This is a genomic window from Pedobacter flavus (assembly GCF_036324285.1).
Taxonomy (GTDB): Bacteria; Bacteroidota; Bacteroidia; order Sphingobacteriales; family Sphingobacteriaceae; genus Pedobacter; species Pedobacter flavus.
Genome location: NZ_JAZDQU010000002.1, coordinates 414,206 through 436,445 on the forward strand (window position 1 = coordinate 414,206; position 22,240 = coordinate 436,445).

General features: G+C 33.4%; 10 protein-coding genes and 1 tRNA gene. 8 read left to right on the forward strand and 3 right to left on the reverse strand.

Annotated elements, in window-relative coordinates; translation table 11 throughout:
• Positions 1 to 252 precede the first annotated feature (252 nt).
• Positions 253 to 4,101 (forward strand): YDG domain-containing protein, encoded by a 3,849-nt coding sequence (locus tag VRU49_RS07855; protein ID WP_330146231.1) that lies wholly within the window; start codon positions 253 to 255, stop codon positions 4,099 to 4,101.
• An 873-nt stretch (positions 4,102 to 4,974) separates the two neighbouring features.
• On the opposite strand, the gene VRU49_RS07860 is transcribed toward VRU49_RS07855, so the two are convergent.
• Together VRU49_RS07860 and VRU49_RS07865 are read right to left on the reverse strand one after the other, a co-directional pair.
• Positions 4,975 to 5,328, reverse strand: coding sequence for a hypothetical protein (locus tag VRU49_RS07860; RefSeq protein WP_330146232.1), 354 nt, complete (start codon positions 5,326 to 5,328; stop codon positions 4,975 to 4,977).
• A 390-nt stretch (positions 5,329 to 5,718) separates the two neighbouring features.
• Complete coding sequence (locus VRU49_RS07865; RefSeq protein WP_330146233.1) at positions 5,719 to 6,414, reverse strand: WG repeat-containing protein; 696 nt, start codon at positions 6,412 to 6,414, stop codon at positions 5,719 to 5,721.
• Positions 6,415 to 6,990: 576 nt separating this feature from the next.
• On the opposite strand from VRU49_RS07865, the gene VRU49_RS07870 reads away from it, so the two are divergent.
• Positions 6,991 to 7,064: transfer RNA gene (locus tag VRU49_RS07870), tRNA-Pro, on the forward strand.
• Positions 7,065 to 7,970: 906 nt separating this feature from the next.
• Here the strand turns inward: VRU49_RS07870 and VRU49_RS07875 are convergent.
• Positions 7,971 to 8,666: a phage lytic cycle repressor MrpR family protein gene (locus VRU49_RS07875; protein WP_330146234.1), complete on the reverse strand. Its 696-nt coding sequence runs from the start codon at positions 8,664 to 8,666 to the stop codon at positions 7,971 to 7,973.
• A gap of 627 nt (positions 8,667 to 9,293) precedes the next feature.
• Between VRU49_RS07875 and VRU49_RS07880 the strand changes: the two genes are divergently transcribed.
• From VRU49_RS07880 to VRU49_RS07905, 6 genes are all read left to right on the forward strand, one after another.
• Positions 9,294 to 12,140, forward strand: a complete 2,847-nt coding sequence (locus tag VRU49_RS07880) for a hypothetical protein (protein ID WP_330146235.1) — start codon at positions 9,294 to 9,296, stop codon at positions 12,138 to 12,140.
• Complete coding sequence (locus VRU49_RS07885; RefSeq protein ID WP_330146236.1) at positions 12,137 to 18,172, forward strand: DEAD/DEAH box helicase; 6,036 nt, start codon at positions 12,137 to 12,139, stop codon at positions 18,170 to 18,172. Before VRU49_RS07880 ends, VRU49_RS07885 begins: the two co-directional genes overlap by 4 nt.
• On the forward strand, positions 18,169 to 19,242 hold the full coding sequence (locus VRU49_RS07890; protein WP_330146237.1) for a PD-(D/E)XK nuclease family protein: 1,074 nt from the start codon (positions 18,169 to 18,171) through the stop codon (positions 19,240 to 19,242). The genes VRU49_RS07885 and VRU49_RS07890 overlap by 4 nt, the downstream gene beginning before the upstream one ends.
• Positions 19,235 to 20,362, forward strand: a complete 1,128-nt coding sequence (locus VRU49_RS07895; RefSeq protein ID WP_330146238.1) for a DNA cytosine methyltransferase — start codon at positions 19,235 to 19,237, stop codon at positions 20,360 to 20,362. The genes VRU49_RS07890 and VRU49_RS07895 overlap by 8 nt, the downstream gene beginning before the upstream one ends.
• Positions 20,349 to 20,549, forward strand: coding sequence for a hypothetical protein (locus VRU49_RS07900; protein WP_330146239.1), 201 nt, complete (start codon positions 20,349 to 20,351; stop codon positions 20,547 to 20,549). The genes VRU49_RS07895 and VRU49_RS07900 overlap by 14 nt, the downstream gene beginning before the upstream one ends.
• 266 nt (positions 20,550 to 20,815) lie before the next feature.
• Positions 20,816 to 22,240, forward strand: a complete 1,425-nt coding sequence (locus VRU49_RS07905; RefSeq protein WP_330146240.1) for an HAD-IIIC family phosphatase — start codon at positions 20,816 to 20,818, stop codon at positions 22,238 to 22,240.

Genomic DNA, 22,240 nt, shown 5'->3' on the forward strand with positions numbered 1-22,240 from the left:
ATTAATAATTTTTTGTGAATTTATTTTTCTTTTTGTTTAATAAAAGACTTCTTGTATTTAAAAATTAAGCTTTTTGTAATCATAATTATACTTTTGTAATAAAATCTTTCTGTTATTTTTGAGGGGTTACCTGTAATAATTAAGTTGTGTGTTTTGGTGAGAAAAAATATTAAGGTAATTGCTTGTATGTTTGCACTAAAACCTTTAAATATTTTAAAACCACTTCATCTATTTATGTTTAAAATTAAGTTTTTGACTTTACAATTAATTTCTGTTTTCGTTTTATTCTCATTAGTTGTTGAAGCGCAAAATCCGCCTGTTATTGTAACTACACCCACAACTACTGCTCCAGAAAATATTCCTTATTCTTATGGATTAAGAGCAGAAGATGTTAATAATGATGTTTTAACTTTTTCAGCCCCTACCTTACCATCTTGGTTAACATTCTCGGCAACTGGGCAAGCAACTCCTGTGCAGTTTGGAACAAACATGACATCTCCTGGTGGTGTAGCAGGAGATGCAAATGGAAATATTTATGTAGCTGAGTTAAGTGGAACTAATATTTTTAAAATAAAGCCAGATGGTACTACTACGGTTTTTGCTCAAAAGTCAACAGGAATAGGCAGCACTTATTCCATGTTAGTAGTTGGAGATTATTTATATTTAAGTTTCTATAGAACTACGACTGGATATATTAAAAGAATTTCATTAAGTAACCCAGGAGCGGGAGAGGAGGAAGTATTTAATAGTGTAGGGTCTAGTTATGAGGGTCAAGGTGGTGTTCTGTCTATGACAGAAAAAGATGGATTTTTATACGCTTGTTTATATCCAGCTGGTAAAATCATGAAATTAAATTTAACCGATTTTACCACATCTGATTATGTAACAGGAATTGGTGCTAATGAGCCATTTGGCTTGGGTTTTGATGCAAGTGGAAATTTATATATAACTCGTTATCAAGCTAAGGAGGTGCTTAAATGGGATGGTACAACTTTTACAACAGTATTATCGTCACTTCCTACTTTTGTTACAGATATTAAAATAGATAAATTAGGTTATAAATATATAAGTTTTAATAGTGGTAAAATAAGAAAATATAGTTCTGATTTTTCAACCTATACAGAAATAGGTACAAGTATTTTGTCTTGGGGTATGACATTGACTCCAAATGGTTCATTGGTTTATGGTGATTATAATAATAATAGAATCAATCGTTTGCAAACCGGGGCTAGTTTAACGGGTACCCCTACCTCTAATGATGTAGGAGTTCATCCAGTGGTATTACAGGTAAGTGATGGGACAAATGTTGTAAACCAATCTTTTAATATAACAGTAACCGATCCTAATCCTCCAACCGTTTCAACCTACAGCCCAGTATTAGAGTCTAGTACCAGTGAATCTAATACCAATATTAGTTTAACTTTTAATGAGAATATTAAGAAGGGGACAGGATTTATTACAATTAGAAAAATGTCTGACAAGTCATTGTATGAGCAAATAGATGTAACTTCTGATCGGGTAAGTATTTCTGGTAAAACCATTACCATTAATCCAAATTTAAATTTTATTCCAAATCAGGATTTTTATGTTTTAGTTGATGCTACAGCTATCCTAGATTTAAATAATAATGCTTATTCAGGTATCAATAGTCATTGCACTTGGTATTTTAATACAGTGAAGGCAAATCAGACTTTAACTTTTGCTTCTACATCAAGCGTGAATTATGGCTTAGCTGATTTTAGTCCAAATGCGACCAGCAATAATTCTTCAATTACCATAAATTATACCTCCAGTGATTTATCTGTAGCAACTATTGTAAATAATAAAATACATGTTTTAAAACCTGGAACGACCATAATAACTGCAACACAAGCAGGGAACGATTTTTTTAATGCAGCAACAAATAAAACTCAAACATTAACAATCAATCCTAAACCAGTAAATGTTTCCTTCAATAATACTTTAATTTCCAAAGAATACGATGGAAACGCAAATGTGGTAATTTCCAATTCTAATTTTAATTTGGATGAATTTGTTGCAAATGATCAAATTAGCATTAAGGGTGATTTTGCATTTATAAACAAAGAAGCAGGAATTGCAAAAGCTATAACTGGTAATAATTTGAGTTTGGATGGGGTTGATAAGGATAAATATGTTTTACAAACAACTGGTCTTACAACTACTGGGAATATCACATCAAAACCATTAACTGTTGCATTAAAAGAAAATATTCAGCTTTCAAAAACTTATAATGGTAATACGAGTATTGTATTGCCAGATGATTATTATTCTATAACTGGCAACCTAATAGGTGATGATGTAAAGGTTCAAGTAGGTGGAAATTTCACTTCAAAAGAAGTGGGAGAAGCCAAGGCTATAGCTTTAAATAGTTTTGTATTAGAAGGCGCACAGAAATCAAATTATTCTGTTTCTACAAGTGTGATAAATACTACTGGAAATATCACTGCAAAACCATTAACAGTAAGTTTAAAATCTACACCAGAGATTTCTAAAACGTATGATGGAAATGCAAACGTGGTTTTACCGGCTAATCAATATACCTTAACTGGGGTAGAGAATGGAGATGAAGTTGTAGTTTCAGGAACTGCAGTTTATAATTCAAAAGAAGCAGGTGATGATAAGATCATAACGGTCAATAATTTCACCTTAAGCGGTGCACAGAAAAACAATTATGTGTTAAATACTTTGAGCGCAACAGTTGGTGGAAAAATATTGAAAAAGGAATTAACCGTTACTGCAGCTGATAAGTCGAGATTTCAAGGTTTAGAGAACCCTGTTTTAACTTATACGATTAGTGGATTTATTAATGGTGAAAACGAAAGTCAAATTAGCACTAAGCCTGTTATTTCTACTTCGGCAACTGCAACTTCTGAAATGGGAGTTTATGCAATCAATTTGAGTGGTGGTATTGCAAATAACTATTCATTTAAATATGTTCCAGGGAAATTAACAGTAATCGCTGGAGCGCCTTCGGCTATTAATTTAGCGGAAAAGGTGATTTTTGAAAATCAACCTGCTGGCACAGTAGCTGGAATATTGAGTAGTGAATCTCAAGATCAAAACGCTACTTATACTTATAGTTTAGTAAGTGGCGCAGGAGGAGAGGACAATAACTTATTTTCAATCGTTAATAACGAATTAAGAACAAATAGTCTTTTAGATTTTGAGTCAAAATCAGCTTACAAGGTATTGGTTAGAAGTAAGAATCAATATAACTTATTTACAGATAAGTCATTTGTGATTAACATTAAAGATGTAAATGAGTCGCCTACTATGTCCGCGATTAGCAACCAAGTTATTTGTTATACCGAAGCGCCTCAAACCATAGAATTGAAAGGAGTGAGTGCTGGACCAGAAACTGCTCAGCAAACTAAACTATCGGTGAGTGTTTCTAATTCAAATTTGTTTGATAAAATAAGCGTAAATGGAAATGTTTTGAATTATACCGTTAAAGCAGGGCAGAGCGGAATTTCCATTGTTACGGTAACCGTAAAAGATAATGGCGGTGTAGAAAATGGCGGTGTGGATACGTATAGTCGTGCTTTTAGCATCCAGGTAAACGCTATGCCGAATGCAGAAATTACTTCTAGTAAAGGAGTGTTTGAACTTTCTAAAGGCGATGCAATACAATTAATTGCATCGGGTGGAGATATTTATGAATGGGATAATGCACCAGGAATTGTATCAGGTAAAAACACATCTGTATTAACCATCCGTCCGGAACAAACCACTACTTACAAAGTAACTGTAAAATCGGCTTCTGGCTGTACGAGTTATAAAGAAATAACAGTGAGGGTAAACGACGACTTCTTAATGGTTAAGAGAGCGAATATATTAACGCCAAATGGCGATGGTATAAATGATTATTTTGTTATTGAAAATATAGACATGTATCCTAAAAATGAGTTAGTCGTATTTGATAATAATGGAAGAGTAATTTATAGGAAGGAAAATTATAAAAATGAATGGGATGGGACTTTTAAAGGTATCGGTTTAGCAAAGGGAACTTACTACTATATCCTTGATTTTGGAGATGCCAAACCTAAGTTAAAAGGCTTTATATCTGTACTGGGAAACTAGATTCAAAAATTCATTTATAGAAATAGGGTAAAGGTTTAATAACTTTTACCCTTTTTTTGTGCGGTTAATATTACTTGTATTTATAATTTATTGGGTATTCGGAATTTAAAAAAAACAAAGCAGAGATAATAGTAATACCACTTATTAATTTTATTAAAAATACCTGCTTTCTAATTATCATCTTTAAATAATTAGAGCAGATAAAATTTTAAACATTTAATTTTTCAAATGATTTAAAAACCTTACTAAATTAATACAGTTGAATAAAATATTTTATTTATTCATGTTTATTTTAAAGATTAAAAATGCGTTAATCAGCGTTAATATCGAAAAAAATCTTTCAATCCTATTTTCAGCTAATAAATTACCTAAAGTATTCAGAATAAAATAAATAAAGAAAACCCATAAAGTAATCGAAACAAATTTGTCATTTAAAAATTGATGTAAAAACCTTCCTTTTTGCAATAAAATAAAAATGAAAAAACAGTTAATTAAAATAGAAATAATCGATAAAATATATATTTGAGATTGTGTTTTTAATTTTCCTCCCCAAATTATATCGAATGGAATAAAATTAAATAAAATCATTAATTGAAATAAAACGGCAATAATTGATATGGAAATTAATATTAAAATATATGCGGAATTAGGTTTAGCGATCATTTAATGCAAAATTTTATTTTTTATGCAGGGAAAATATTATGCTGATTATTTATTAAAAATTTATTTCGTTTAAAATTAAATAAATCAGTACGTAAAAAATGAGTTTAAAATTTATAAAGAATTTAGTCGAACAGCTTAAAACTGTTTGCATTAATTAGGCTTAATAAAATAAGCCTATATAATATTTAAATAAAACCATGTTACAATGTTTTATTTAAAATCATTTTCTTCGACATGTAAAATGTGCAATAATCTATGAATTATGGGGGCAAAGAATACAGCGGTAATACTTAAAAATGCTACACCGCTATATAAAGCATAAAATGAAGAGAACAATTTTGCATGAACTGAATTCATTTCTACAACCGGTCCCATTCCAGTTAATATCATACATGCCATGTGAAAACTGTCGAGCCACGATATTTTTCCGAAATAATGGTATCCAACAGTGCCTAAACAAACAGAAAATATTATTAACCCAGCGGCAAAAAAACCATATCGTCCAACTCTGATTAAGAAGTTAGGCATGGCTGCAACTTTTTGTTTTCGATTTTCAAAATTCATTTTTTTAATTGTTATAACACAACTTACTTTATTGGTTAAACTCGGAAATAATATTATAACTTTCTTATTCAAAATCTGGAAAATCAGATTTTATTAAATTAAGAATTCCCAATCTTAAATCCCCACCTTTAACTTCCTCGCCTTTTAAATTTCGACTTTACTAATTTGGCTAACTTACATCTGAATTGTATTTTGAAATCTAAATTAAAGGTCTATTGTTGTAATGATAAATAGAAATTCATAACTCTAAACTAGAATAATGAATTGAAAAAAACTTCATCTGTTTTAAAATAAAAAAATACATTTACGATTTTCATTAATTGAAAAAGAAATAACCAATTTAATATTTAAAGAGGTCTGATAGTTCAAAAACTTCATTTAGATAAAAAATTAATTTTTTATTTCATTACCTAATTTATCAATAATAAACACCTTGCCATTTAATTTTACTTCGGCCTTACCTTTATCAAAACTAAGTATATAATCATATTCTTTTAGAGGAATAACAATTTCACCAGAGGTATTAATATAGCCCCATCTTGTTTTATAAGGGAAAACATTTTTTTCGATCATTTTTACGGCTGCCAGACCTTCTGAGAATTCGGAAACCGCATCATATTTAATCGGTATAATTTCATCTCCATTCTTATTAATAAACCCATACTTATCATTTAAGGATACCATAGCTAATCCATTAATAAAGTCAACCGCCTGATCATATTTCTCTGGAATTATCATTTTACCTGCTTTATTAACAAAGCCGAACTTTCCTTGAAGCGAAACCAATGCCAATCCTTCACGAAAATTATTGGCAAACTTATATTTAATCGGTAGAATTTCTTTTCCTGATTCGTCTATAAAACCCCATCTAAAAGTTTCTCCCCATTCATCCGAATCAGCCAGCGCAACTGCAGCCAACCCTTCAGAAAACTCTTGCACTTGCTTGTATTTTGGGGCAATAATAATACTTCCTTTTTTATCTTTAAATCCAAATAAATTCCCGTCAGACTTAAATGATTTTAAATTTTGTGCATTTAAATTTAAACTTAATACACAAATGATTAATGTAGTTAAAATTGCTTTCATTTAGTTATTATTACATTTTAAATTATTTGAACGGTTCTGTCAGATTTAATTAATTTATTTTTAAAATTAAAAAGTTTTTCATTGTTAATTAATAAGTTGAAATTTATTTTAAGCTGTATTGAATATCAGTTGGTTTTTGTATGATTAAATCAAATTCTTCAATACGAGATAACGAAAAGTGATAAAAAGAAGGTCGTTTTTGGAGTAAATAGTATTTAAAAAGTTTTTTTAGATACTATTCCAATTTCAAATTTGGTTAATGTTCTTGATTTGAAACCTAGCAAATTCTAATAAATTCTAGAATTAGATTATTTATTCAATTACTTTTAATTTGTCTATTAAAAATGTAAAAACTGATTAATCTGACTGTTTACTAAAATTTTTATGCGCCAAAATAAAAATAAAACAAAAAATGGATTTTGTATAACTCATTGATTTATATCATGCTTATAAAAATCCGCTAAAAGAAGCACAAAAAACAATCATTTTATTTTAAAATAAATTTTGCAGTTGTCTAAAATAATTTTACTTTTGCAACCTGTTCAGGGAGATCAGGATTGATTAAAATGAATAGCTCGGGGTGTAGCGTAGCCCGGTATCGCGCCACATTTGGGATGTGGAGGTCGTAGGTTCGAATCCTGCCACCCCGACAATTTAAAAGCCTCTTTTGCGAATAGCAAAAGGGGCTTTGTCATTTCAGAGCGAGCTTGAGACCAGTCAGCAGGGCGGTTTCAAGAGCGAGGCTCAGAATGACAAAGCCAACCCGCAAGCGTAGCGAGGGTTGAGGCTTTATTAGGATTGTCTCTAATAACTCATTAAAGGATCACCATAGCGCAGCGGAGGTAATCCTGCCACCTCTACAAACATAGCCCCTTCTGGTTTTCCAGAAGGGGCTTTTTTGTGTCCACGCGAGCCTCAAGCTGGCGCCGCCGGAGTATTTCCTTTATTTTTTGAAAAAGATTTTAGCGATTGTTTGAAAGGCGAAGCGGGGACACAAAAAAGCGGCCTCGACGTAGGAGAGGCCAGGGCTATGTTTGAATCACCCCCTCTCCAGAATCACCGGAGCGCAGCGGAGGTAATCCTGCCACCCCGACAATTTAAAAGCCTCTTTTGCGAATAGCAAAAGGGGCTTTGTCATTTCAAAGCGAGCTTGATACCAGTCCGCAAGGCGGTTTCAATAGCGAAGCTCGGGAATGACAAAGCCAACCCGCTAGCTTAGCGATGGTTGAAGCTTTATTAGTATTGTCTTCAAAAACTTATTTAAGGATCAACGCGCAGCGTTAATCCTGCCACACCGACAAACGAAAGCCTTCAGCTGATAAATCAGCTGAAGGCTTTTTTGTTTCAAGCTGAGCCTCAAGGCGAGGTTTACCAGATTAAATGTTTTTAGTGAGTGATTTGGCCTCGGTTTGAAGGGCGAAGCGGGAACCAAAAAAGCAGGCTGTGAGGAACGAGCAGACTAAGGATTGAGTTTGAATCACCCCCACCACAGGAAAACCGTAACGTAGTGGAGGTAATCCTGGAATGAATTATATTTCGTTGCAAGAATCGTGCTTTTATAAAAAATCCAATGGGCTAGGGGTGCGCTTTTTATCAATATCGGTAATGTGTGTATAGATCATGGTTGTTTTTATGTTTTCATGACCGAGCAGTTCTTGAACAATTCGGACATCAATACCAGATTGAATTAAATGTGTAGCGTACGAATGACGTAATGTATGTACTGTGCCTTCGGTTTTTATTTTCGCGTTAGCTAATGACTTTTTCAATACAAGTTGCACACTACGTTCACTGTATCGATTTCCTTTTTCTCCTTCAAAAAGGTAGTTTGTAGGTTTATAAACCAAATAATACTCTCTTAAAATATCCAGTAATTTATCTGGTAAGGATACAATCCGGTCTTTGTTACCTTTGCTTTGGTTGATTCGGATAATCTTTTCAGAAGATCGTATATCTTTTATCTTGAGGTTCAGCAATTCGTTTAGGCGTAAGCCACAACTATAAATGGACATTAATATTGCTCTATGCTTAATATTGTCGGTGCTATCTAATAATTGTCGAATTTCTTCTTTGGAAAAGAATTTGGGCAGTTTAGAAAACGATCTTTTGGGATATAAGTAATCGAGCTGAACCTTTTGGTTAAGTGTCAATTCGTATAGCTTCTTAATAGCTCCAACTAAACCTTTCTGATAGGAAACACTGATCTGCTCTTTAAGAACTTTTTCATTAATGAAAGATTCTATAGCAGTCACGGGCACATCTTTTAAGGATGGTTATTCATTGAGATGCTTCAAAAATAGGCTAGCATAGTCCATATATGACTTAATAGTATTCTTGGCGTATCTCTGTGTGCTCAATTTTGTTTGAAATGTCTTCAATATAACTTCGCTTTCCATAATTACGATAACGATGAAATAATAAGATTTGTTTCGCTATTCATGATTTTTAAATTAATTAAACGGTTAAATAATAGCGTATTGTATTATATTTAATGCTTGTGACACGCGATTCGTCTATAAGGATGTATTGGCGAAACTTTTTGTATATTAGTTTCGCTAATACAATTGTTGGCAGCAAGTGTAAAGACGACTCCACAACGACAAACAGACGACTAAAAACAGAAATAAAGTAAACCATTTTGACAGGTGACCAAAAACATAGAAACGATATTACAAGCGGACAACGAGTAAGCCGACCCTCATTGCCAACCCTATGTTTTTTATTTTTTCCCCACCCGCATTTTTTAAAAACAATTTTAAGCCAGCACGCAAGTGGCACATTTAGCTTTGCCCCTGCCCGCCAAGCCGACCCTTCGCAAAGCCAAAAGAGCCACTTATTATCAACGCTGATTTGTAAACAAAATTTACTTTATTGAATCTATGATGAAGTATTTAGAATGGAATAATATCATATCGGCTTATTTTTTCAATCCTGACAATGCAGGAAAGGATATTCATTTGTATCTAACCAAGAATGATATTATTGGTTTAGCGAGGCAAAATTTCAACGAAGAAACAGAAGACGAAATTTGGACTGATTTTATCAATTCTATTAAACGAGGCATTCCGGGCTCAAACGGAAATGTGATTGCAAAGGCAAAACACGCTCATTCCAAAAACAATCTTATCGGCTTAAAAAAAGCGGACGGAACATTTGCCACAATAGACGATGTTCCTGTTTTATATCCACCTTACATTTCTTATTTGACTTTCTTCGTGCTACCTTTAATTGAAAGTATTGACAACACTAACCTAAGAGCAAACAACTATTACGGCAGGCTTAATACTTTTTTACAAAGTAATCAAATAAATGAGAACATAGGAACAAGCGATTTTAGCAACAATCAAATAAATAGTTTGTGGGAAGATTTGGCGAATTGGGCTAATATCAAAAAAAATGGTGATTTAGGTTTGTTTAATGTAGTTCCCTTTTCAAATGCAAATTGGGTTTATGTTGGTAAAGTTTTTTCGCAATGTGTTTTACCGCCAAAATTTTTGAATCGTTTACCGGAACTATTTGAGTCTATTGGTTTAGTTCCGGACACGTTTTATGATGACAAGTTTTTACAAGAAAAAATCAAAAACAGTAGAACAGATTTAATTCCGAAAAGTACGTTAGATTTTTTGAAAAAAGATGATGAGTTATCCAACTCAATCATTCAAACAATCCAACGCCAATACAAAAAATGGTCAGGCGAAACACACGAAGAAATTGAAGAAGGAACAATAACAAGAAAGAAAAGGAATTACACGGTTGCCCCATTGTTTCTTCAATTCAAAGTAAACACAAATGATGAAGTTATTTCGTTTTCTTACAGAATGTATTCCTCAAATGATTATCCGGAAGATTTAAAATTTAGCGAACACGAAAACTTGTATGAAATCAACGGTTGGTCAAAAACACTACCGCTTGAATTTAAAGAAGGTCTTGAACTAAAAGACAATTTCAATAAATGGCTTGCTAAATTTCCAATTCGTGATGTGAGATTATTTGTAAGTGCGGGAACGTTTCAATTAAGCAACGATTTTTGGATTGAAACGGACTTTCTTTCCAAAACAGAACGAATGTATTTGCTATGCAAAAACGACAAACAGGGCCTTGTAAAAGAATGGGGCAAAACATTTGGTAACGGAAATTTCAAACAAGAAGATTTTGAAGGTTTGCCTGACAACTATTCTTTGTTTTGGTTTCGTAACCCAACACAAGGACTTACCGAAATTCCACTTCTTACACTCTATACCGAAAAACGAATTGAATTAGTTGGTGGTTTAAAAATTAATTTCAGAACATACTCAAATGAATTTTTACCGGAAGTTGAAATTATTAATTCTGACGGTAACGAAAAAGTGTATTTGCAATACAAAGATACGGACGAAAAAATATTTCTTTCTAAAATAACATCGCTCAACAATCGTTGGTTGTTACCAGCAAAAACGGCAATAAATACAGATTTTTATATTAAAGTTGAAGATGAAACTTTTTCAGGAAATACACTTGCATACAATCTTGTTTCATCAGATAATACAGCAATTAAAGTTGACGGCTCAAACTTACCGAAACGAGATTCATTTGGACGAAACGTTGCAACAGATGTAGAGCAGTTTTGTTTGGGTAGCAATATTATAAATCCAATGATGTCAAGCCAAAGATATATCTCTACTTATGGCTCACTTTTTACTTCTACATTCCAAGAAACACAACCAAACATTTCAAGTGCTATTTTCAACAATCACAATGGAAATAATCTTTGCAATTTTCTATCATTGAAAAGCGAGCTTACAACGGAGGATTTTTTCAAGGCGTTTGAATTTTTCTATTCAAAAGAATTTCCTGAATATCAGGCAAACACAAACTACAATCTTACAAAACTCAAAAGAGCGTCATTGAATTTTTACGATTTCATCGGAATACTTGACTTCGATTATGAAACGAAAAAGATTATTTTAAATCCACCGCAATTTATTTTCATACCGGCAGAAAAAGGGAGAAAAGTTTTACTGATTGGAGCAAGAGATACAGCGTTAATTGAAAAAATCATAACCACAGGACCAAAGTACAATTTGCAAGTAGAAATTACAAAGCAATTTTCTTCAAACGAAAGATTGCTTTTGCCTGATGTAATTACCATAAGGGCTTTTCAACAAGCAAATGATTCCTATGGAGAAAACAGTATTAAAACATTTGCAAACGAATTGAATATAAAATTTACAACGGATTATTATCCGCAAGTTGCATTGCAAGATTTTTCTGCAACCATTACAGATTACGAAGAAACATTACAAGAAACTAATGAAAATGATTACGATTGGGCGAGATACATTTTCAATCCTGATACATTAGATTTTGACAAAAATGAAACACCCACTTTTGACAAATCATTCTCATTAGTTAGATACAAACTAAATGAATATACTTATGAGTTCAAACTTTGGAAAAACAATAAATGCTATAAAGTTGATATGAATTGGGGAAGATTTATTGCGTTGAAACACTTCCAAAAGGAAGTTATTTTGTTTGACAACTCAAGCAAAAAAGTTGCAATTCCTATTGCAACCCCTTTGCCAAGATTATTGTCGGAAGCAATTATGTTGTTAAGCGGGAAAGCACCCGACTTCAAAGAAATTAACGGAAAGAAATACAGGGTTTATGAAAATGTAGTTGGCATTTTCACTCAAAACTTATTTAGATTAAAATTAGGTCAAACAGCAATAAATACAACATTATGAAAGACCCAATTGGTTCGTTTGAAACCATAAAAGAAAATTTTATACGCTATGTGAAAACTGCGTTCGGAACGAAGTTTGAAGGCGTTGAAAAAGAGCGTAACGATTTACTGAATTACGACAGAGTTCTTTATCGTAAACCTTGGATTGAACCATTGCCCGACTATGTTTCAAGTGGAAAAAAAATAAATGACTTAACAGCAGAAGATTTAGGAAATGCTTTGAACGAAGGAGAAGTCGAAACATTCAAAGGACTTGTAAATACCGGACTTGTAGGGAATTTCCCTTTGCATTCGCACCAAGCAGAAATGTTGAAACAAGCATTGCTCGGAAATAATTGTATTATCACTTCCGGTACAGGTTCAGGAAAAACAGAATCTTTTTTGCTTCCGTTGTTTGCTCAACTTTCAAAAGAACTTGCAAATTGGACAGCACCCAATCAACAATCTACAAGCATAAATACTTGGTGGCGTGAAAATGGTGGAATTTCTGCAAGGCAAATTGTTAATACATCAAATTTCACGTTAAGCAACGATGTAAGACAACGCAATCACGAAACACGAAAAGCCGGTGTAAGAGCATTAATTCTTTATCCAATGAACGCTTTGGTGGAAGACCAAATGAGTCGTTTGCGTAAAGCGTTAGATTCTGACGACACAAGAAATTGGTTGAGCGAAAACACAAACGGAAATAAAATTTATTTTGGACGATACAACGGAAGTTCACCTGTTGCCGGTGAGTTGAAGAAAATAAAAGATGACGGAACTTTTGCAATCAATACAAACAAAGTAAATCAACTCAAAGAACAGTTACAGCAAATTGAGACGGACTCAAACCGTGTTGCACAATACATTCAACAAACAGGAAAAACAGGAAACGAAGCAAAAGATTTAAAATCATTTTTCCAACGCTTAGACGGTGCAGAAATGAGAAGTCGTTTTGATATGCAAGTTGCACCACCGGACATTATGATTACAAACTACTCAATGTTGAGCATAATGTTAATGCGTGATATTGACAAAGGAATTTTTAATGAAACAAGACAATGGTTAGAAGAAAACGAAAACAACATTTTTCACTTAATCATTGACGAGTTGCATTTATACAGAGGAACGCAAGGAACAGAAGTTGCATATTTGCTCAAACTTGTTCTTAATCGTTTAGGGTTAAATCCTAATCACCCACAATTGCGAATTCTTGCTTCAAGTGCTTCGTTGGAAGCAAAAGAAGAAACGAAAGAAGGACAGGAAAGCAAGCAGTTTTTGAAGGACTTTTTTGGAACAGAAAAACCATTCAAAATTATTGAAGGAAAAAATAATCCTATTAATGCGTTCCCTGAAAATGGAATAAAACTTCCAATAAATCCTTTCAAAGAAATTGCGAATAAATTTTCGGAAGTAAAAGGAAATATTACTGACGTAAATTTCATTTCAACTTGTGAAGCAAGTGCAACACAACTTGCAACAGCGTTTAATTTACCACAAGACGGAAACGGAATTTCAAAATTAATATCAGTAATAATCAATCCAAGCTTTCAATTAAAAGAACGTTTGTTTTCGCCTTGTCAAGATTACAAAGCAGTTTGTTCAACCCAAGCAAACGGTGATAATGATAACGGAAAATATTTTGCTGAAACAATTTTTGAAAGAACATCCAATAAAAAAGATTTAGAAAATGCTTTGCGTGGTTTGTTGATTGTAAGAGCAATGTTAGACGAAAAAGAATTTGAAGACATTGCAAAAACAATTCCTGATGATAGGAAGTTACCACGTTTTAGATTTCACTATTTCTTTAGAAACATTGAAGGAATTTGGGCATCTGTTAAGCCAGATGAAATTAACGAAGCATATTCAGACGAAGAAAGAACAGTTGGAAAATTATATTCTACCACACGTATAAATTCGGAAAATGGAAACCGTGTTTTAGAATTGCTCTATTGTGATAATTGCGGAACAACCTTATTTGGTGGTAGCCGATTGGTAACAAGAAATGAATCAGGAAACAACTCTTTTGAAATGCTTCCGATTAGCCCTAACATTGAAGGTATTCCTGAAAAAACGCCTGCAAAATTGGTTGAAAGACGAAGTTACCAAGAATACGCTGTATTTTGGGCTTGCGGAAATCAACAATTCACGCCACACGATGCGGAAGCAGGTATTCCGCAAGTTGGTTGGCGACAACCAACTATGAACGGTTTTAATCAAACTGATTTTCTTGCAGATTGGATTCCTGCTTCACTGAATTGTATTTCGGGCGACATTGATAATTCACATAACAAGGCGGACGAAAAACCTGAACAATGGATAAAAGGATATTATTTCATCATTACAAACAATTCAAATCGTGACATTGCTTTGCCTGATGCAAATGGAAACATTTCTACGATTGAAACACACAAAGCATTACCAAGCGTTTGTCCAAGTTGTGGCGTAAATCATCAAAAAAGACGACAAGATTGGAATAAAAATAAAACTTCTTCTATTCGTGGTTTTAGAACCGGTTTCGCTAAAACAACACAAATGTTTGCAAAGGAATTGATGTATCAACTTCCGAGTAACGAAACAGAAAGAAAATTAGTCGTATTTTCCGATAGCAGAGAAGATGCGGCACAAATTGCAAACGGAATTGAACGCAATCACTTTTCTGATTTAATGCGTGAAGTTTTAGTCAAAGAATTGCATTCAAACTTGATGTTCCGTTTTCAAATTGTAGATGCTTTTGACAAAGGAAATACAGCAAGACAACAAGAATTAAAAGAGCAATCGCAAACAATTTTTGATGAAATTGAATTCTTAGTTGAAAATTCCGCTTACACCGGAACAAACGCAAGCCGCATACGAGAGAAACAAGAAGCAGAAATAAAGTTGAATGAAATCCGTTCGCTGACTTTAAATGTAAGAAGTTTAGTTCACATCACAAATTCATTAAATCTTGCACCACTCATTAAACACTTTGTTGGTTTAGGAATAAATCCAGGCGGTAATGACATTTCGTTGCAAACAAGGTTATTGAACAACAATTTTGTTCCTTGGTATGACCTTATTGATTTTACAAATTTTCAATGGGCTGCCGGTGCAAACCAAGATTACATTGACGCATTGAAAGAAGGTTCATTTGACGGACTCGCTACAATGTTTTTCGGTTCGCTGTTTTATTCGTTTGAGTCTTCCGCATTGGGTTATGTTTGTATAAATCCTGAATTACAGGTTATCACAGACCAAGCAAGAATTGTTGCTTTAGCAAAAGATGATTTTTTACAAATCGTAAATTCTACAATCCGGATTTTAGGTGATAAATACAAACACAACAAAGTTGAAGATGCAAGTCCATTCAACTTTACGCAATACAACGATTTACCCGGACAAGTCAAAAAATACATTCGTGCAGTTGAAACAAGGTATTCAAAAAATCAAAACGAAATTGGCGATGCCGTTTTTAATACGCTTTCAACAAGTAGTTTAATGAGAGGCGACACAGGCATTCAAATTGAAAACCTTTTTATCAAAGTGGCACGTTCAACGGATTCAATTTGGACAAGTCAAAGAGGAAGCCGACCACACTTGCATTTTAGCGGTGGAATTTGCACTCATTCTGTTACGGCACTGCAACAGCAAGCGGACAGAATTTGTGATGATGTTTGGAAAGAAAATTATCTTTCTTACAACGCCATTAAACAACAACGTGAACCAATCCGTTTGCATTGCGAAGAACTCACCGGACAAACAGATGACCAATTTGAAAGACAAAGACATTTCAGAAATATCATTTTACCAGATGAAGGCAACAAACAAGTAAAAACAATAGACTTATTAAGCGTAACAACAACACTTGAAGTTGGTGTTGATATTGGTGCATTGCAAGCCGTAATGTTGGGTAATATGCCACCGCAACGTTTCAACTATCAACAAAGAGTTGGTCGTGCAGGACGTAGAGGACAAGCTTATTCCGTTATTTTGACATTTTGTAGAGGTAGAAGCCACGATGAGTTTTACTTTGCTAACCCTCAAAAAATTACAGGCGATGCCCCACCAACTCCTTTCTTGACAATGGGGCAAGAAAGGATTTTTAAACGTTTGCTTGCAAAAGAAATTTTTCGCAGAGCATACGTTGAAAAAGAGATTGACATTACTTCTGATGATAAATCAAGTGTTCACGGAGAATTTGGTTCAGTTGATAGTTGGACGATTTACAAACCTGAAATTTCAAATTGGATAAATGAAAACAGAACTGTCATCGAACAAACAGTTGATGCATTACTAACGCCACAGCTAAAAGACAAAAAAGATGAATTTGTAAATTGGGTTGCAGATACAACAACGCCAAATGGTTTAATTGAAAAAGCAGAAAGCATTATCAAGAATGAAGAAATTGCAAGTAATGACATTTCTGAAAAATTTGCCGAAGGCGGAATTTTGCCAATGTTTGGAATGCCAACCACAGTTAAAAACTTGTACCACGGTATTAACAGGAAACCAGAACCACTTTCAATTGACAGAGCACAAGCAATGGCAATTTATGAATTTGCACCGGGAGCACAGAAAACAAAAGATAAAGCGATTCATCAAGTAATTGGTTTTACAAGCGATTTTATCAATGTTCACAATGGAATTAAAAATGCTGACACAGCCAATCAACTTCCCTTTTCACTTAACCGTTGGTTTGTGCGTTGTAGGGCTTGCGGATTTTTTGAAACGTATTCGGAAGAACGAAAAGCAGAATTGGAGAGTCAAAGTCAATTTGATGTTTGTCCAAATTGTGGTGAAGAGAATCCGAATAAATATCAACCGCCATTTAAACTGAAATCGCCAAGAGCATACAGAACAAATCTTTCAGCCGGAAGCGACACGAAAGATGATTCTGAATTTTTGCTTTCACGTCCGCCAATTTTTGCAGAGAAAACCGGTTCAGCAAACGTAGAAACAATAAGTAACGCTTCAATTTCTATTTCTGATAATGATGTTACTTGGCGTGTGAATACAAATTCTGATAAATTTTTTACAGGAAGATTATACAATACAAATAATAAATTTCCTTTTAATCAAAGCGGATTTTGGTTTAACAATCAATGGTTGTTAAATGATTTAGCATTGCCAACAAATGACAGCAATGGTCATTCAATGTTTGTTCAATCAAATCCAACAAGTTCTGATGAACTAATTGCATTAGCCAGCAATAAAAACACCGAAATTTTCCGAATTGCACCAACAAATGTTCCTTATGAACTTGACTTAAATATGTTTTTTAGCGAAACAGATTTGCCACACGTCAAAGCACAAAGTAACGGAGTGCGTTCCGGTTATTATTCCGCAGCATTTTTACTTCAAAGAATATTAGCAGACAAACTTGACGTTGACCCAACAGAAATTGAGATTGCGGATATTCCAGTTAAAGTTCTTGAAGACGGAAGAAGGATTGCCGAAATTATCTTGACTGATGAATTACCAAATGGTTCGGGCTTCGTAAGATATTTATACAACAATCTTGCAATTATACTTTCAGAATCTATAAATCCAAGCAATGCGAATAGTTATTTAGGAAAAATTCATTCGCAAACTCATCAAGGAAAATGTGATGATGCTTGTTATGATTGTTTGAAAGTGTTCCGAAATATGAATTATCATAGTTTGCTTGATTGGCGTTTAGGTTTATCAATGCTTCGTGTAATGAATGATTCAACTTTTGTTTGTGGTGCGGACGGAAATTTTAACTTTATTGAATTGCAGAATTGGCTTGATTTTGCAAAACAATTACGTGATTCTTTCTTTTTCTCATTCTATTCTCATTCAAATACAGCAGTACGAACAGAAGTAAATGGGTTGCCAATTATCAAAATGGGTAATAGACAACGAAATGTTGTTATGATTATCCATCCATTTTGGAATATGAGAAATTTCACAGAAGCAAATTGGTTAGCGGAAATTTACAATGAAATAAAACTACATACAGAAAGTAACGGTGGGAAAATTAGCATAATTGACACCTTTAACTTGCATCGCAGACCGGGTTGGTGTTATGAAAAATTAATTGAGAGATGATGAATAAAATTGGAGAAACGAATTTTAAGGAAATCAAACGTATTTCGCCAAGCCAATTTTATTCAATGAAAAATTGTGCTTACAAATCATTATTGGCAGAAGCGTTTAAAAAGAAGCCGTTACTTCCACTTTCGCCAAATGCGTATTTCGGCACAGTTTTGCACAAAATGCTTGAGCTGATTGCAAAAGGAATTGTGAAAAGTGAAGATGATTTTAATGCGGAATTTGACAAGCAAGTGAAAGCACTTGAAGAAGATTTAAAACAAAAAGGCTTTGGTTTTTTTGTTCCGCTAAAAGTTAAATTACGAAATTTTGGGTTGAAGAAAATTCAACTAAAAAAGCATTTGCGAAGCGAATCCGAAAAAATTACAAGTTTGGGTAACATCAAATTTGTTTCTGAAAAATGGTTTGAATCAAACGACAAATTGATTGGCGGAAAAGTTGATTTAGTGATTGAAAACGGAAACGAAATTGAAATAATTGACTTTAAAACCGGAGCAATTACACAAGATTGCTTAGATGATGAAGGCGAAATTTATTCAGATGTAAAGAATGAATACAAAGAACAACTTAAACTTTATGCTTACTTGTATTTTCAAAACACAAACAAGTTCCCAACGGACTTGAGTTTGGTTGATTTAGCTAAACAGAAATTTCCGGTTGAGTTTTCACAACAAGAATGTAAATCGCTTTTTGATGAAGCGAAAAGCCTTTTAAAATCTACTAATGATAGCATAAAAACAAAATCATTTTCAGCAAATCCAAAACAAGAAAATTGCAAGTATTGTCTTTACAGACCAGCTTGTTCTTTCTTTCATAAGAAACTTGAAACAGATTTTTCTTTCAACGATGTGTTGGGTGAAATTAAAGACGTGAAGAAATTTCAGAATGGAAATGTGAGTTTATTTTTACAAAATGGAAATATGAATTTAACCATTAAAAATTTTTCTGAGGAAGAATTTGATGAACTAAACAGAAACAAGAACAAACAAATTAGAATTTACAATGTAAGAAATGAAGCAAAAGAATTTGTTTATTCTGCTACTGACACGACAATAATTTATGAGTAAGAATAAAGAACATAAAATTCCGATACTTTCTTTTTTTTCTGGAGGAGGATTTATGGATATGGGTTTTGAGCAAGCCGGATTTGAAGTAATTTGGACAAATGAATTTGATGAAGTTTTTGCTAAACTTCACGCTGCTGGTGTGACTTCGTGGAGAAAATCTAAAGGCAATGGAATTAAAGCGGAAATTTTTAATACTAAATCAATCGTTGAAGTAACATCAAAAGAAATTGTTTCTGAAGCTTTTCCAAATGGTAAGCCGAAGCATTTTGGAATGATTGGAGGCCCGCCTTGTCAGGACTTTAGTATGAATGGTTCATTAAAAGGTTTTGGTGGAGAAAGAGGAAAACTTACAATTGTTTACTTTGATAAAATCTTGGAATTAAAACCAACGTTTTTCGTTATGGAAAATGTAACCGGTTTAACAAAAAGAAAAGACACAAAAGAATATTTACAAACGCTGTTGAAGCGAGTTGAAAAAGAATACTACGTTGACCACGAAAAACTTAATTCGTTGAATTATGGTGTACCGCAACACAGAGAACGTGTATTTTTTATAGGTATTAGAAAAGATTGTTTGAACAAACAAGCCATTGAACAAGCACTGTTTGGTAAATGGTTCCCGTTTCCTGTAAACGAGAAATATCAGGATTCTGCGACAAAGTATAATTGGGGGAAACAAGTTTCTTTTGGGAACAAATTGAAAAAACCGGAAGATGTTCCTTTTGAATTGTGTGTTGAAAGCTGTTTAGTTCCAAATAGTAAAATTGATGTAATTCCGAATGCGAATGAGGTATTTACCTTATACAAGCCTATATCTGAATTAAATAAAATAGCTGAAGGTGAAACGAATAGACCATCATTTAAACGACTTCATCGTTTTAAATACAGTCCGACAGCTTGCTACGGAAATAACGAAGTTCATTTGCACCCATATTTAAATAGACGTTTATCTGCGAGGGAGGCTCTAAGAATACAAGGTGTGCCTGATGAATATATACTTCCGTCAGAAATTTCATTATCGAAGAAATTTAAAATGATTGGTAATGGTGTTCCTGTTCCATTAGCAAAAGCAGTAGCAGAATCATTAAAAGACTTTTTATTTACAAATGAAATCATTTAAATCTCTCAATATTTTGCAAGCACATTGCCAAAGCCGCACAAGCCCAAGCACAGTCCAAAGCTTTGTCAAAGAGCTTGCAAAGCCAACGCAAGAAAAATTGTTTTTAAAAAATGTCCCGACCCATCAAAAAATAAAAAACGCTATGCACAACCCGACTCAGATAAACAAAAAAGCAAACGGACAATGACACTGAAACTCAACACTGACAATGGTTTACAAAGACGAACAGACAGAACACCAGCTGCCAACAGCGTGTTGCCTCAATTGGCGGTGACGTGCAAAATTGAAGATGAGTGCTACTATCAAACTTTAGTGCTGGGTGACAGTGAAGTGCTCCGAAATCGCCAACTGCGGCAACACGCAAAACGTTGTGTGCAATGGTAAAAGACGACAGCTTAACAAGAAATGAAAATCCGAAACAGACAAACACTGCTTTATTAATGAAATTACAGAATGGCTAAGTCAGAAAACATCAGAATTAATTCTTCGGAGATTAGCAACCCATTTCTAATGGTTTACATAAATGACTATGTAAAAAAATTTCGTGACTACAACTCAGATGAATTTCATATTGTCATAAATGGACTTAATAATTTTATTCCTAAAGGCGACCAACTCTTTGATGAATTGCTTAGAGAACTCAAACAGCACAATTTCACCATAGAAAATGAAGGCAACCAAGAAAGAATAAATGAAATAACTGTTACTTGCAAGAATACAACAAAGGACACGACATATAACTTTAAATATCAAGTTAAAAACTTACCCGCTATAGTTGAACTTTCTAGCAAAACTGACATAACTGTAGTAGGTGTAATCATAACCAAGATTATTGCAGAAATAATAGGTAAATTAAAAACACTGTATAAAGCAATAGTCCTTGATTTAGACGATACCCTTTGGATGGGAACCCTTTCAGAAGATGGAATAGAAAAAATCAGAGAAAACATGAATTCCGAAAAGGGGGCACCATTTATCGAGTTCATGAAATTTATTAAAACATTAGGTAAAGAGTTAGGATTATTTCTTGCTCTTTGTTCGAGAAATAACACAAATTTGATTGAATCAACAATTAATGAATTAGATGAGACTATTTTTCCGTTGAAAAATCAGATTGATTACATCATTGCAAATAACAACGATAAAAGTGACAATATTAAAATCATATCTGAACAGCTTTCCATTTTGCCAAACTCAATCATTTTTATTGACGACAATCAAATAGTCAGAGATGAAGTAAAAACCAAATTGCCTACAGTCTTTGTTCCAGAATGGACAAACCACATTGACTTAGTTACTACATTATCTGTTAGTTGTGCTTTTGAAAGAAATGAGTTGTCCTTAAATTCTCAGAATAGAAGAAAGCAATTTAGAATTATACAAGCAGAGCGTATTCAAAACTCTTTACCTAAGCTATCTATCAAGACAATTACTGACGAAGGTCACTGCGAGTCAATAAAGTTATTCTCAAAATCAAACCAATTTAAATTTTCACGAAACGATAATGATTTTGGTAATGATGCATGCTCATTATATTTTGAAATAATTAGGGAAAATGGCGACAACCTTGGTATTTGCTCAGCAATTACATACAGTCACACTATGGAAATATTTCATATCCATAACTGGGCATTAAGTTGCAGGTATTTTGAAATGGGGCTTGAAGAGTATATTTTACTATTCATAAACAACTTGGCGAAACCAAAAAAGTTATTGATTGATTATGATGAAACGGAATACAACCAAAAGGTAGGTGAACTCTTAACCAAGTATTCAGAAGCCTTCAAATATAATCGAGAAAACAACCAAATAGAAGTAGTTTTGACTGATGAAAGTATTAACAAAATCAACCAAAACACAAATTTGAGAAATTTATAA